This is a genomic window from Frisingicoccus sp. (genome assembly GCF_048388605.1).
Classification (GTDB): domain Bacteria; phylum Bacillota; class Clostridia; order Lachnospirales; family Lachnospiraceae; genus Frisingicoccus.
This window is the reverse complement of sequence record NZ_DBGCTU010000003.1, coordinates 71,027-84,627: the sequence shown is the minus strand read 5'-3', so window position 1 is coordinate 84,627 and position 13,601 is coordinate 71,027. Positions and strand designations below refer to the sequence as shown.

The 13,601-nt window shown below is 45.4% G+C and carries 13 protein-coding genes and 1 pseudogene; 2 read left to right on the top strand and 12 right to left on the bottom strand.

Going from position 1 to position 13,601, the window contains the following annotated elements; genetic code table 11:
- The 11 genes and pseudogenes from ACMN7X_RS00760 to ACMN7X_RS00710 all read right to left on the bottom strand — a co-directional run.
- Window positions 1–118 (bottom strand): annotated as a pseudogene (locus tag ACMN7X_RS00760) (electron transfer flavoprotein subunit beta); the annotation flags it as partial.
- A 29-nt stretch (window positions 119–147) separates the two neighbouring features.
- Window positions 148–921, bottom strand: a complete 774-nt coding sequence (locus ACMN7X_RS00755; RefSeq protein WP_418745602.1) for an enoyl-CoA hydratase/isomerase family protein — start codon at window positions 919–921, stop codon at window positions 148–150.
- A gap of 288 nt (window positions 922–1,209) precedes the next feature.
- A complete protein-coding gene (locus ACMN7X_RS00750; RefSeq protein WP_418745601.1) occupies window positions 1,210–2,604 on the bottom strand; it encodes a sigma-54 interaction domain-containing protein in 1,395 nt (464 codons plus the stop codon).
- Between the two features lie 73 nt (window positions 2,605–2,677).
- Window positions 2,678–3,451, bottom strand: a complete 774-nt coding sequence (locus ACMN7X_RS00745; RefSeq protein ID WP_418745600.1) for an HAD-IIA family hydrolase — start codon at window positions 3,449–3,451, stop codon at window positions 2,678–2,680.
- A 124-nt stretch (window positions 3,452–3,575) separates the two neighbouring features.
- On the bottom strand, window positions 3,576–5,264 hold the full coding sequence (locus tag ACMN7X_RS00740) for a Na/Pi cotransporter family protein (protein ID WP_418745599.1): 1,689 nt from the start codon (window positions 5,262–5,264) through the stop codon (window positions 3,576–3,578).
- A 15-nt stretch (window positions 5,265–5,279) separates the two neighbouring features.
- Window positions 5,280–6,047 carry a precorrin-4 C(11)-methyltransferase gene (gene cobM / locus ACMN7X_RS00735; protein ID WP_418745598.1) on the bottom strand — a complete coding sequence of 256 codons (768 nt, stop codon included), beginning with the start codon at window positions 6,045–6,047 and terminating at the stop codon, window positions 5,280–5,282.
- Window positions 6,047–6,745 carry a precorrin-2 C(20)-methyltransferase gene (cobI, locus tag ACMN7X_RS00730; RefSeq protein WP_418745597.1) on the bottom strand — a complete coding sequence of 233 codons (699 nt, stop codon included), beginning with the start codon at window positions 6,743–6,745 and terminating at the stop codon, window positions 6,047–6,049. The genes cobM and cobI overlap by 1 nt, the downstream gene beginning before the upstream one ends.
- A gap of 16 nt (window positions 6,746–6,761) precedes the next feature.
- A complete protein-coding gene (locus ACMN7X_RS00725) occupies window positions 6,762–8,249 on the bottom strand; it encodes a HEAT repeat domain-containing protein (protein WP_418745596.1) in 1,488 nt (495 codons plus the stop codon).
- On the bottom strand, window positions 8,249–9,547 hold the full coding sequence (gene cbiE, locus ACMN7X_RS00720; protein WP_418745595.1) for a precorrin-6y C5,15-methyltransferase (decarboxylating) subunit CbiE: 1,299 nt from the start codon (window positions 9,545–9,547) through the stop codon (window positions 8,249–8,251). The genes ACMN7X_RS00725 and cbiE overlap by 1 nt, the downstream gene beginning before the upstream one ends.
- Entirely contained in the window at window positions 9,544–10,665 is a 1,122-nt protein-coding gene (gene cbiD / locus ACMN7X_RS00715; protein WP_418745594.1) for a cobalt-precorrin-5B (C(1))-methyltransferase CbiD, read from the bottom strand. Before cbiD ends, cbiE begins: the two co-directional genes overlap by 4 nt.
- A 166-nt stretch (window positions 10,666–10,831) precedes the next feature.
- Window positions 10,832–11,029, bottom strand: a complete 198-nt coding sequence (locus tag ACMN7X_RS00710) for a cold shock domain-containing protein (protein WP_178041187.1) — start codon at window positions 11,027–11,029, stop codon at window positions 10,832–10,834.
- Between the two features lie 204 nt (window positions 11,030–11,233).
- Here ACMN7X_RS00710 and pyrB point away from each other — a divergent pair, with 204 nt between their 5' ends.
- Window positions 11,234–12,154: an aspartate carbamoyltransferase gene (gene pyrB, locus ACMN7X_RS00705; protein ID WP_418745593.1), complete on the top strand. Its 921-nt coding sequence runs from the start codon at window positions 11,234–11,236 to the stop codon at window positions 12,152–12,154.
- Complete coding sequence (locus tag ACMN7X_RS00700; protein ID WP_418745592.1) at window positions 12,148–12,573, top strand: aspartate carbamoyltransferase regulatory subunit; 426 nt, start codon at window positions 12,148–12,150, stop codon at window positions 12,571–12,573. The genes pyrB and ACMN7X_RS00700 overlap by 7 nt, the downstream gene beginning before the upstream one ends.
- A 71-nt stretch (window positions 12,574–12,644) precedes the next feature.
- Here the strand turns inward: ACMN7X_RS00700 and ACMN7X_RS00695 are convergent, their stop codons facing one another.
- Window positions 12,645–13,472: an Rpn family recombination-promoting nuclease/putative transposase gene (locus tag ACMN7X_RS00695; protein ID WP_418745591.1), complete on the bottom strand. Its 828-nt coding sequence runs from the start codon at window positions 13,470–13,472 to the stop codon at window positions 12,645–12,647.
- Window positions 13,473–13,601: the final 129 nt, after the last annotated feature.

The following is a 13,601-nucleotide window of genomic DNA, read 5'->3' as shown; positions in this document are numbered from 1 at the left end:
CTTTATCATCCGGGTTAATGATACTTGGAACGCCGTCACGAATCAAAGTGTTTGTCACAGGGTCCAAACGGACTTCTGTTGTATCCGGAACCTGCTTTACACATACAACAATTTTCATCTTTCCATTTCCTTTCTTATCTTCATTTTTTATTTAAAGTTTGCCGGTCTTTTCTCAAGGAAAGCCGTCATACCTTCTCGCTGATCTGCCGTTGTAAATGCCACTGCAAAAAGAGCTGCTTCATGTTCAATACCCTTTTTCAGTTCCATTTCCATACCTTCGTTCATTGCTCTCTTACCTAAAGCAACCGCTGACATACTGTTCTTACAAATCTGAGCTGCCAGTTCCTCAGCCTTTGCCACCGGGTTTTCAGGAACAACATAGTTCACAAGGCCGATCTCTTTAGCTTCTGCCGCATGAATCTTGCGTGCTGTAGCAAGCATTTCTTTTGCCATGCCTGTTCCAACCAGTCTCGGCAGTCTCTGTGTACCGGCAAATCCAGGGAATACACCCAATGTAACTTCCGGAATACCGATCTGAGATTTCTCGGAAGCTACACGGATATCACAGGCCAAAGCCAGTTCACATCCGCCACCCAGAGCAAAACCATCGATTGCTGCGATAACGATTTTTGGTAAATCCTGAATTTTGTTGTAAGTTGTCTGACCCAAGCGAGCATAATCATAAGCTTCCTCCGCGGTCATCATCTGCATTGCCGAGATGTCTGCACCGGCCACAAATGCTCTTCCGCCGGCACCTGTAATAATAATCACCTTTGCATTTTCGTCTTCTGCTGCCACATCCAATGCCTTCGATAATTCAGTTAAAGCCTGAACGTTTAATGCGTTTAATGCCTTTGGCCGATTAATCGTGATATAACAGATATTGTCTTTCACCTCATAAATAATTGTTTCAAAATTCATTTTTTTACCCCTTTCTTAAAATTTTATTTCTCTGATATGTGATACCTTTTATAATTGCAATTTAGATGCCAATTTTTTCACAAACTTTTTTTTGAAAATAAAAAAAAACGAGAAAACCTTGATTAAATCAATGTTTTCTCGTTTTATTTTTATTTTTTTCACTCTTTTTTTTAAAATTTTTCGTGCTGCTATTTTTTTAACAAATGTAATAACATGTTACATTTTTTCCGAAAAACCTTCATGTTCCGCGTGTAACGTTTTATTACATCTGTAACAAAATGATACACTCTATTTTTCCAATTCTTCCGGTGAAATTTTTTCCATGATCCGATATAACCTCGGACGTGAAATTTTTAGAGTATTTGCCGTTTTTGTTACATTATTGTCCAGCCTCTTCAGAGTATCGATAACCAAATACTTTTCCAATTCCTCTATCATAGAGTCCATGCCCTCAAACTCCATTTTCGTTGGAGTAACCCTCTCGGCATATCTTATATGCCTCGGAATTTGAAATGCAGTGATCTCATCGCTGTCAGACATATAATATAATTTAGTTATGATATTATTTAACTCACGAATATTCCCCGGCCAGCTATACTTTTGTAATAAATCCAAAGCATCCGCGGATAATCTTTTCTTCATGCCATTCTCTACCTGCAGTTCATTTAAGGTCTTTTCCAGAAGCAGGGGTATATCCTCCATATGCTCTCTTAATGAAGGCGCTTTAATATTTAATATATTCAAACGATAATATAAATCCTGCCTGAAAGTCCCTTCCTGCACCATTCGCAGAAGATTTCGATTTGTTGCCGCCACGATACGGACATCAACCGGTATCGTCTCACTGCCGCCGACGCGGGTAATCTCCCTCTCCTGAAGAACTCGCAATAGCTTTGACTGCATAAAAAGCGGCAATTCGCCAATCTCATCCAGGAACAAAGTTCCTCCCTCGGCCAACTCAAATTTTCCCTTTTTCCCGGTTTTTGAGGCGCCGGAAAAGCTCCCGCCAACATAGCCGAAAAATTCGCTTTCAAAAAGATTTTCCGGTATAGCTGCACAATTCACACGCACAAACATCCGGTCATGCCGTTCACTGCAATGGTGAATTGAATGGGCGATCAGCTCTTTGCCGACACCGCTCTCACCCGTGATCAGAATCGTCTGCTTCAATCTGGCCACTTTAACGATCTGCTCTTTTAAATTCTTAATGGCCGGACTTGTACCAATAATGCTGTCCAATGAATATTTCGAGCTTTGCTGCTCAACAAACTGGTTTTTATAGTAAGCCAGTTCATCATTAATCTTCTGATTTTTCTCAGCCAGAGCCATTAAATCCTCAATACTGGTAAATAGCAGCAGACCAAAAACCGCCAATGTCTTCCCATTCTCCACGATTGGGATACGGTGTACGATAATCTCCTGACCTTTTATTTTACCCGCAACATACTTATGACGGTCAGCATATTCTGCTTTTTGTGTTTTTAACACCAACGGTGTCCTTGAATTCGGAATGACTTCATAAACATGATGTCCTATAACGTCTTGCGGGTCTACCCCAAGAAATTCCCCATAAGTTTTATTCATAAAAAGAATATGTTCATCCGCTCCCACCAAAAGTACAGGCATAGGCAGTGTTTCCAGCACCTTTTTATAAATACTTAAATCTTCTTTTCTGTCACTCATCAAATCTCCCCCTTCATATCATCACATATCAGAGAGATTATCATTTTCAATAGAATTCCCAGTATTTACTTTTTTATTCCGGAATATCCCCTACCCCATTTAAAATAATCCTCGGACAATACGGATATGTTTCCGCCTCTTCTCTCGTAGTCACGCCGGAAAGCACAAGGCAGGTATCCAGTCCCGTTTCAATTCCCGCGATAATATCCGTATCCATGCGGTCGCCGATGATCGCCGCCTCCTGAGAGTGAACGCCCAGAAGCTGAAGCCCGGTGCGCATCATCAGTGGATTTGGTTTTCCGACAAAATAAGCCTGTTTTCCGGTCGTCATCTCAATCGGTGAAACCAGTGCCCGGCAGGCCGGAACAATGCCCTGCTCCGTCGGCCCGGTCAGATCCGTATTCGTTCCCACCAGCTTTGCGCCATTCTGAACATGATGCACTGCCTGGCAAATGCTTTCATAATTATAATTGTTTGTCTCGCCGATGATCACATAATCCGGGTTGATCGAATTATTTGTAATTCCGGCTTCGCTGAGTGCCAAAAATAATCCCGGATCGCCAATCACATAGGCCGAACAATTCGGTTTCTGAGAGCTGACGAACTTCGCCGTTGCCAGGGCGCTTGTATAAAAATGCTTCTCATCCACATCCAGCCCCATGCGGCCCAGTTTCTGTTGTAATTCCTTCGGTGTCTTGCCGCTGGCGTTGGTGAGAAAGAGAAAGTTTTTATTCTCTTTATAAAGCCACTCGACAAATTCCTTTGCTCCCGGCAAAAGTCTGTCTCCATGGTAAATAACGCCATCCATATCACAGATATATCCCGCCTTATTTCGAAAATCCTTCATATCTAATTCCTTTCTGATTTTTCTGTACAAAAAGATTTTAACATTATTCCAAAAATAAATGAAGCTTTTTTACAAAAAACTAACAGGCAGGGCAACTTTATATGCCCTGCCCGAATCCATTCGTTTAAGCCGGTACCTTTTCCGCTTCCACATATTCCGCTATATTGACCGCATGATCAGAAATCCGTTCCAGATTGCTCAGAATATCCAGGAAAACGATACCCGTATTTGCTGAACACAGCCCCTTTGAAAGACGGTCCATATGATTATGACGCATATCTTCTTCCATACTGTCCACATCGTCCTCCAGCATATATACCCGTTTGGCATCCATAATAGATTCCCGGCTTCTGGAACTGATAGCCAGCTCCACAGCCTTTAAAACCACATCTTCAATATCCCTCAAGTCCTCAACCGCATCATTTGAAAGCTGAATATGCCCCTGCACAAGTCCCTCTGCCAATTCCGCAATATTATCGCAGTGATCACCGATGCGCTCCAGATCGCCGACAGTAAAGAGCAGATGGCTGACTGTCTGAATCTCCTTTTCTGTCAGAGATTCATGGCTTAAATGCACCAGATATTCCGTCAGATCCTTTTCGAAAATATCCAGCGTCTTTTCCAGCATATTTGACCGCCGAATCTTTTCCTCACTGACATCAAACACACTGCCCATAGATGTCTCCACGTGTTCTTTGGCCAGCTCTCCCATACGGATCACCTGTTCCGCCGCACTCTGAATGGCAAAGGACGGTGAACTTAAAATACGAATGTCCAAATGAGGCCGCTCAAGCATCGTCTCATCCCCGGAAACCGCAGATATTTCCGCAGCCGCCAGGCGTTCCGGCCTTTCCCGGATGATCCGCCCGGAAAGGGTTACCAGCTGTTTCGCAAACGGGAACAAAAGCAATGTATTCGTTATATTGAATACTGTATGGAAAACAGAAATGCCTACGCTGCTTACCCTGCCGCCCGCAAAAGCCGGATTCACTGTAAATACAATAAACATTAAAATACCAAAAACAACTGCTCCGATGACATTAAATAAAAGATGGATAACAGCCGCCCGCTTCGCTGTACGGTTGGCCCCCGCACTGGACAACAGCGCCGTCACGCAGGTACCGATATTTTGTCCCAGAGTAATATAGATCGCCGAATTCCAGGATACAACGCCGTTGAGGGCCAATGTCTGAAGAATACCGACGGATGCCGACGAACTCTGGATGATTGCTGTTACCGCCGCGCCGGTTAAAATGCCAAGCACCGGATTCTTCCCGAGTACCTGAAAGGCCGTCGCAAAAATCGGCGCATCCTTATATGGTGTGATGGATGCGGACATGAAGCTGAGCCCTATAAAAAGAACGCCGAAACCGACAAGAATCTCCCCAACCTGCCGTAATCGCTCTTTACTCGAAAATAAAACAATAAACGCGCCCACTCCGATCAAAAGGGGGGCAAAAAATTCCGGTTTGAGCATCTCGCCCCATTCACTCATAGATACGACCCACGCTGTGATCGTCGTACCGATATTGGCACCCATGATCACTCCGACAGCCTGAGTCAGACTGATGATCCCGGCATTAACAAAACCGACAACCATGACTGTCGTCGCCGACGAACTCTGAATCACCGCCGTCACCAGCGCGCCCACTAAAACACCCAGTATCCGATGATTCGTCAAAATACCCAACAACTGCTTCATTTTGCCGCCGGCCGACTTTTGAAGTCCGTCCGCCATCACGTGCATGCCATATAAAAACATACCGAGTCCGCCAACGAACTTAAACAGCATTTCAATATCCGCGATAGACATGTTATCTCTCCTCCTCTAATGTCCTTCCATTGAACCGCCTGCTTTACGATATTCGGTTTCAAAATTCTGGTCATAGAGTTTCGACAACTCATACTCACTGCCAAGAAAATCTCCGACAACCACAAGGGCTGTTTTCCTGATTCCTGCCGCTTTTACCTTATCCGCGATTGTCTCCAATGTCCCATAAACGATTCGTTCATCCGGCCAGCTCGCTTTATAAACAACTGCCACCGGTGTATCTTTCTCGTAGGACTCGCTCAATAATTGAACCAAAACTTCGATTTTACCTACACTTAAAAATATTATCATGGTGGCATGGTGTTTTGCAAGGCTAAGAATTTTTTCCTTTTCCGGCACAGGCGTACGGCCCTCAAGCCGGCTTAAAATCACGGTTTGCGATACCCCTGGGAGGGTATATTCCTTTTTCATGCTGGCCGCTGCGGCCAAAAACGAACTGACTCCCGGAACAACCTCATAGGAGATTCCAAGAGCATCCAACGCGTCCATCTGTTCCCGGATCGCCCCGTAGATCGACGGATCCCCCGTGTGTACCCGCGCAACGGACTGGCCCTTTTCCTCCGCCGCCTTCATCACCTGTATAACCTCAGGCAAAGTCATATAGGCGCTGTTATAGACAACAGCGTTTTCCTTTCGGTCATCCAAAACTTTTTTATTCACCAGAGATCCGGCATATATGATCACATCCGCCGAATCAATCAGCTTTTTCCCTTTGATCGTCAGCAATTCCGGGTCGCCCGGCCCGGCGCCGATAAAATGAACCATCACATCCCGCCTTTCTTGATGATCAATGTTGTAAAATAACCATAGCTCCTATCCTCCGCAGGCGGACCGATATATTCATCTGCCATCCCGATATTGCTGAGGACCACCGTTTTATCTGATAAATCCTGTTCCCGAAGCAGCTTGCAGATCTGTTCCATCGAACTTCCCGCCTTCATCACTACAAGATTATCACACATTTTTAAGGCTTCTCTCAGAGGTTCCATTCCTTTTAATGAGGAGAGTACCATCATATTTTCATTACCTTCCACAAGGCTTATCTGCGCCAGGGCGGCGCCGCCGGAAAAGGCGGAAATTCCCGGAATAATTTCCGTTTCATAACCTTCTTCCCGAATATACTTAAAGGCCTGATGGTAAGTGCTGTAGACAGAAATATCTCCCAAAACAATCATCGCTACATTTTTATTCATATCCAATTGCTCTCTGATCTGTCCGGCCGCCCGCTTCCGGCACTCGGCCCGCTTTGCCTCAGAATGTTCCATTTTAAAAATCACCGGCAGAATCTTTTTATCTCTTAATTCTACCACCGGGCGTATAATGGACAGCGCCGTGCTTTCCTCTCCCGCATCTTTCACCGGGACAGCAATCACATCCGCCGATTCCAATATTTCCTTCGCCTTTATCGTCAATAATTTTGAGTCCCCCGGCCCGACGCCCACGCCATATAATTTTCCAGCCATCATCTGCTCCTATATGTTATTTATCTTTATTTTGTAAAATATACAACCAGGATGTCCCATCCTTTGTCATCGGTATTCTCCGAATCCGTTTCAGCCATAGATTTTCAGCCAGCTTTTTTTCCATAAGCCTTCCATCCTCGCTGTAAACCGCCATTATTCCCTGAGAAGCCAACAGTTCTCTCCCTCTCGTAAATAAAAGCTCATAACAATATTCCGTCGAATCCTTTCCGCGAAAATTTGCCGTCCGTGGCATATCGGTCAATATCTCATCAAACTTGTATTCATGCCTGAAATCATTAAAATTCCGATGGATCAGATGGATATCCAGTCCGGCCCGCCGGCTGTTTTCCCATGCGGCCTGAATCGCCTGTTCGGAAATATCCAGCCCGTAAATACTTTTATAAGGCGCCGCCAGAGCTCTCTCAATAAGCAAAGTACCTGTCCCGCAAAATGAATCCAGGATATTTGCCGTCGGCCGAAAGTATGGTTTCATATAATGCATGATCAGCGCCGCCTTTGACGGCTGCATCGATGTGGAAGCCGCGTACTTTCGATAAGAAAAACGTTTATCCGGCATCGATGTCAGTTTCAGGAAAACCCGGCTTCCCTTTGTTCCCGCCAGGATCACCCGGATTTCAACCTCATAAAATGAAGACTCATTGATCAGCATACCATCACTGTTTGCTTCCAGATATATAGACAAATCCTTTGCCAGTTGATTCTTTATCGCAACATCCTTCGTTCCCCGCACATCCACGCGAAATAAAAAGGGATGTTTCTCCAGATGCCGTTCACGAATATAGGATATGAGTCCCTTTTGTAAGATCTGTTTTCCTATGACTTTTCCGTCAGAGGAAGGAATCAAAGTCGGATAAAAATCAAATAAAAGGGCCTGATATGTCCGTATGTCACGCACATTTTTCAGATTTTTCGTCGTCACCAGGCACCCTCCCGGCATAACCCGCCCCTGCGTCTGCGGAATACACTCCGCCTGTTTTAAGACAGTTTCCTCATGTCCCCGGGGAACAATGAGCAGCAGCCGGTTCTCCATCGCTTCACCGCAAAACGTATGCTGTTTTGGCGGTTCCGCCTTCCATATCAGCTTTTGAAGCTGTTTGATCTCTTCGGCGGAATGTTTCGTCCGCTCCTGCGCCCCTAAGGTTTTCCACCGTTCCTTCAATTCCGGAAGATAAACTTTATATTCAAATTCACCGAGGGCCGCCAGATAATCACTTTTTAAAAACTGAGTTTCTTCTGCCTGATAATGCTGAAAAAGGACATCCAACAGGGTTGGATCTCCGACTCTCCCGAGAAGTTTCACCGCATTTTTGCGAACTTTCGCGTCCTCATGCTCCAAAAGCCCGATAAAATAATCCTCATGCTCATAATATTCATCCAGAAATTCATCCAAAACCGATTCCTCCCGGACAGACTGGTTTAAGCGGATCATATTTTCCCGGACATTATTCCCACTATATATATCTGCACATAATTTTTTTATCATCAATATTCTCCCTCGTGTTTTTCCCCTTCATTCCATGTCTCCGCAGTGATCAGAGTTACCGGATGACCGCCTTCCATCAAATGATAACTGCCCACCGGCCTGGCTGTTTCAATGCGAACAGTCACAATCTCCCTGCGCCGCAGGCCCCTCACAGAATCCACCAGACTGTAAGCCTCCGTCATTGTTTCCAAAGTCACGCAGGCGATCAGTATCTGGATGCCAGCTCCATACCGGCATATTTTTTCAAGAATTGCTGACAGGGCTCTCCCTGCGCCGCCGATAAAAACATGGGTCGGCCGTTCAAGTCCCTCGAAAACCTCCGGCGCCGTTCCTTCGATAATATCCATATTGGATATTCCAAAATGCGCCCTGTTTTGATATAAAATCTTAAGAGCCTCCGGATTTTTCTCAATAGAGATCACTTTTCCCGCCGGGCACTGCCTTGCGCACTCTATAGAAACAGAACCGGTCCCGGCACCCACATCCCAGACAACCGAATTCGCCGAAAGTCCCATTTTTCCGAGGACTACCCATCGGACTTCCTCCCGTGTCATCGGCGTACCGTTCCTCAAAAATGCACTGTCACGCAGCAACGATACCCCGTCACAAACCGGGCCACCACATGTGTTTTCATTGGCCCCGGACCGTTCCGCCGGGGCTGCCGCTTCAGGATTTTTGATCATTACCAGGCTCAGCGCCGGATATTTCTCCAGAAAAACGGCCTTCGGACCTCCGGATACGATCACCTCATCGGGATAAGATATCCGGCTTCCCGCCGCCATATCCACCGATGTCAGTCCGGCCTTTATAAGTTCTCTGGCCATCCGGTCCGGCGTCCGCTCATTATCACATAATATAAAAAGTTTGGGCGAACGGGAAACCTCTTTCACCAGCATCTCCCCCGTCATATTCCGACCGTGGGCGCTGAGAATCTTCGCGTCCTCCATAGATTCGCCAAGTCTGGCCGCAAAGGCCTGAATCGAGCCGATGCCGGGAATAATTTCAACCTGTGCATCCGGAAATGTTCTCCGAACCAGCCGGAAAAGGCTGTACATCAGCGGGTCCCCGGAGACAAGTATCCCTGCGCTCAAAGAATCCGGCTGTTTTTTCAGCCACTCCAGCCGTTCCATCATCCGGCCCATTTCAAAAATATGTGTTTCATCCGCTTCCAGTCCGAATGTCTGAAGCAGACGTTTATCTCCGATAATAAGACTGCTTTCTGCCACAGCCTTCCGGGCCATCGGAAGAATATACGCTTTATCTCCCGGCCCTCCGCCGATAATCCGAATATGTTTCACCCTGTTATAGCCTCCGTATTCCGGCTTTTTCCCAAAAGCCCTCCTGATTCATCCAGAAAAACCACGGCCGCATCGCCCGTGCCGCCCATTCGCAGCCGGCATTTTTCTGCAGCCCTGTCACTGATTGCATCCCATATATATTCCATACCATGGTTTCTTAAAATCTGCACAACTTCCGTAACCGTCCGACATTCATAAAGCTGCCGAATGAGCTGCTGCTCCGCGCCTGCCAGTGCGGCAAAAGTGCAGATCGTTTCCATACGCCCATCCGCCACATGGCTGTGGGTATTCATAATATCCGCGGCAAGTTTTACAAGCTTTCCCGCAAAACCGCCGATCAAAATCTTTTTCACCTTCAACCGGGCAGCTTCATCCAGCATCAGCCCGGCATAGTTGCTCATTTGAACAAATTCCATTCGGGACATATCTTTTTTTTGCCGGGTCAGCCATTCCCGCATCCGGCGTTCCCCTGTTTCTCCCAAAACAAAGCAAATATATTCCGGCTCCGCTGCCGCAGCCACAGAAAGGCAGGTTTTTAAAGATTCCACCACCGCCGACTCACTCATCGGCCGCACAATACCGCTTGTCCCGAGAATGGACAAGCCGCCTTCAATCCCGATTCTCGGATTAAATGTCCGGGCCGCCAGCGCCTCCCCTCCGGGAATCGATATCTCCACCTCAGCCCCCGTATCGCCGACGCAGCGCCGGATCTCCTCTTCAATCATCTTCCGGGGCACCGGATTGATAGCCGCTTCGCCCACCGGAAGCTTCAATCCCGGCCTTGTCACACGGCCGATGCCTTCTCCGGCCTTAAAAAGGATATCTCTCGTTTCCTCCAAAAGTCTTACCCGCGCAATAACCTCACATCCATCCGTCACATCCGGGTCATCGCCCGCATCCTTGATCACGCCGCAGGCAGGAAATTCCTCCGGCACAACAGAAAGGCACAGCGTCTTTCCCGCCGGCGTATCCACACAGATGTTTTCCGGGCATTGTCCCGAAATCTGCCATTGAACCGATGCCCGGGCCGCCGCCGCCGCGCAGGTGCCCGTGGTAACTCCCTCCCTTAAATGACCGGGTAACTTTATATCCGATGAATTGATATTGGATTTTTTCATAACCGCTTTCCTCTCTACCGTCACATAATTATACTCAAAAAAAGGCCATCCCGGGGATAGCCTTCTTCTGATAATCACGTTATGACAATACTGCAAATTCTGATACTAACGATTTAAAAAATTAAATGTATGATATTAGAAAAGGCACATTGGTACGAACACTTGATTATAATTTGGTTACATTTGTTGCCTGCGGACCTTTTGAACCTTCAACAACATCAAATTCAACTTCCTGGCCTTCATCAATTGTCTTGAAACCATTCATGTTGAGTCCTGAATAATGTAAGAACACATCATTACCTGTCTCGTCACTGATAAAGCCGTAGCCCTTCTGGCTGTTAAACCATTTCACTGTACCTTTCATAATTAAATCCTCCAAATATCTACTGTACCCCTAATGGTATTCAGTACACCTAGAATAGCATAGTCGTCTTTCAGTGTCAAACATAAATTGTCGACACACTGTGAAATTTTTTTTACACTTTATATGAAAATCTTATGGTATATCTGTGAAAATTGTATTATGATAATAACAGTATGAAACCTTAACAAGACATTGGAGGTGTCTATGAAACATTTAATTAATCCATTAGATTTTTCTGTTGAAGAGACCGAAGAACTCCTTCTTCTGGCCGAGGACATTGCGAAAGACCGCAGCCGCTACAGTGATGTGTGCCACGGCAAAAAACTGGCAACACTTTTTTATGAACCAAGCACCCGCACCCGTCTGAGTTTTGAAGCTGCCATGCTCAATCTGGGCGGAAATGTTTTAGGCTTTGCCAGCGGCGGTGACAGTTCCGCAGCCAAAGGCGAGAGCGTTGCCGACACGATTCGTGTTGTTTCCTGTTATGCGGACATTGTTGCCATGCGGCATCCAAAAGAAGGTGCTGCCCTCGTTGCGGCAACCCATGCGACTGTCCCGGTGATCAATGCCGGTGACGGCGGACATCAGCATCCAACCCAGACATTAACAGATCTTTTGACCATTCATTCTCTGAAAGGCCGTCTGGACAATTTAACGATCGGACTGTGCGGCGACCTGAAATTCGGACGTACCGTTCATTCTCTGATTAGCGCTCTCGGACGTTATCCGGGAATCAAATTTGTACTGATCTCGCCGGAAGAATTAAAGATACCGTCCTATATCCGCAAAGAAGTCCTGCAAAAAAACGATATTGCCTTTAAAGAAACCGAAGATTTGGAATCGGTAATGCCGGAACTGGATATTCTTTATATGACCCGTGTTCAAAGAGAACGTTTCTTTAATGAGGAAGATTATATCCGTTTGAAGGATAAATACATTCTGGATATGAATAAGATGGCTCTCGCCCGGGAAGATATGCTTGTTCTTCATCCATTGCCACGTGTCAACGAAATTTCTGTAGAAGTGGATAATGACCCTCGGGCCGTCTACTTCAAACAGGCTCAATTCGGCGTTTATGTCCGAATGGCATTAATCATGAAACTTCTGGGGGTAGAATTATGTTAAATATCAGCGGTATTGACGAGGGTTATGTGATTGATCATATCCGTGCCGGAAAAAGCATGGATATCTATAAATATTTGAAACTGGATAAGCTGGACTGCCAGGTAGCCATTATAAAAAACGCTTCCAGCAATAAGATGGGCAAAAAAGATATCATCAAAGTTCAGGGAGACATGAATCTGAATCTGGATATCCTCGGTTTTGTCGATGATCAGATTACCGTAAACATTATCAAAGGCGGCAAAATTGTGGACAAGCAGAAACCAAAGCTGCCTCAGACGATCACCAATGTCATCCGATGCAAAAATCCACGGTGCATCTCCACAGTTGAACAGGAATTGCCTCAGATCTTCAAATTGACGGATGCTGAGACTCGGACTTATCGCTGTATTTACTGCGATGAAAAATTCGATTCAAAATAAGCACAATTCAAACAGGCGGATTTATCTCTCCGGATAAGTTCCGCCTGCTTTACCTCTTGTAATACATTTTCTTATTTTTCCAACAATCTTAAATATTTTTCCCACTCTTCCTCTGGCACCTTTAGCGCCTTCATGGCCTTTTCCGCCGTTAAGTCCATCGTTTCCATAAGATTTTTGATGGATGTCAAAATACCATCCGTTAATCCAGCCTGACATCCTTCGGCTCGGGCCTCGCTCTTCTCTTCCAATTCTCGCATAAACTTCATACCTATCGCCTCACTCTGCCTCACCTTACAGACTCGTTCATGAATACGTCGGATACGCACACTGCCTGTCTCCAATACCATTTCATCTGTACTGTTCTCCATATAATGGAGAAAATCTACCAATTCTGATGAAACCTCGTCTTTATTTGTTCCCCGGGTATTCAAAAAAATTCGTGTCGCACCATCTCGAAGCAAAAGCGCCGGATGCTCCCTGCACACTGCTTCGAAAGTATAACAATATTTTCCGAGGTCAAAAATGTCATAATTCGTAATCACAATAATAAAAGAATCTTTCAACAGATTATAGTTATTTTCTCCCGATTCCAAAAGTGAGCCATCCATCAGTGACTGGTAATACCTGCTCCGTTTTCTCAAATCACTTCGATATGTACCCTGTGCTTCAATATCATAAACAATACCTTCCTCTGACACTGAAAACACATCCATTCGAATTGATTTTGCCAATGGTGATATCCGGTATTCTTTTTCAGTTTGACTTCCGGATATAAGCTGAATATCCTGCCCTAAAATAATGCTCAATATATCCTGGCCCGTTTTCACATCTTCCATCACTTCTGCAAACAGGAAACGATCTATAAGGTTTAAATCTTTTAATGTTTTTTGTTTTTTCAAATTCGTTACTCCTTTATCTTAGCATAATTTTATTTTGTTTAACAGGGGGTTTTACCGAATCGGTTGTTGAAATGTTTATCACGGGATAAATGTAGTATACACACTCCCATATACTATTTCAATGCTAAT

Bases quoted from the DNA above. Each gene is read 5' to 3' on its own strand.
- ACMN7X_RS00755 (WP_418745602.1), bottom strand. From the start codon at position 921: ATGAATTTTGAAACAATTATTTATGAGGTGAAAGACAATATCTGTTAT.
- ACMN7X_RS00750 (WP_418745601.1), bottom strand. From the start codon at position 2,604: ATGAGTGACAGAAAAGAAGATTTAAGTATTTATAAAAAGGTGCTGGAA.
- ACMN7X_RS00745 (WP_418745600.1), bottom strand. From the start codon at position 3,451: ATGAAGGATTTTCGAAATAAGGCGGGATATATCTGTGATATGGATGGC.
- ACMN7X_RS00740 (WP_418745599.1), bottom strand. From the start codon at position 5,264: ATGTCTATCGCGGATATTGAAATGCTGTTTAAGTTCGTTGGCGGACTC.
- cobM (WP_418745598.1), bottom strand. From the start codon at position 6,047: ATGGTTCATTTTATCGGCGCCGGGCCGGGCGACCCGGAATTGCTGACG.
- cobI (WP_418745597.1), bottom strand. From the start codon at position 6,745: ATGGCTGGAAAATTATATGGCGTGGGCGTCGGGCCGGGGGACTCAAAA.
- ACMN7X_RS00725 (WP_418745596.1), bottom strand. From the start codon at position 8,249: ATGATAAAAAAATTATGTGCAGATATATATAGTGGGAATAATGTCCGG.
- cbiD (WP_418745594.1), bottom strand. From the start codon at position 10,665: ATGAAAAAATCCAATATCAATTCATCGGATATAAAGTTACCCGGTCAT.
- ACMN7X_RS00710 (WP_178041187.1), bottom strand. From the start codon at position 11,029: ATGAAAGGTACAGTGAAATGGTTTAACAGCCAGAAGGGCTACGGCTTT.
- pyrB (WP_418745593.1), top strand. From the start codon at position 11,234: ATGAAACATTTAATTAATCCATTAGATTTTTCTGTTGAAGAGACCGAA.
- ACMN7X_RS00700 (WP_418745592.1), top strand. From the start codon at position 12,148: ATGTTAAATATCAGCGGTATTGACGAGGGTTATGTGATTGATCATATC.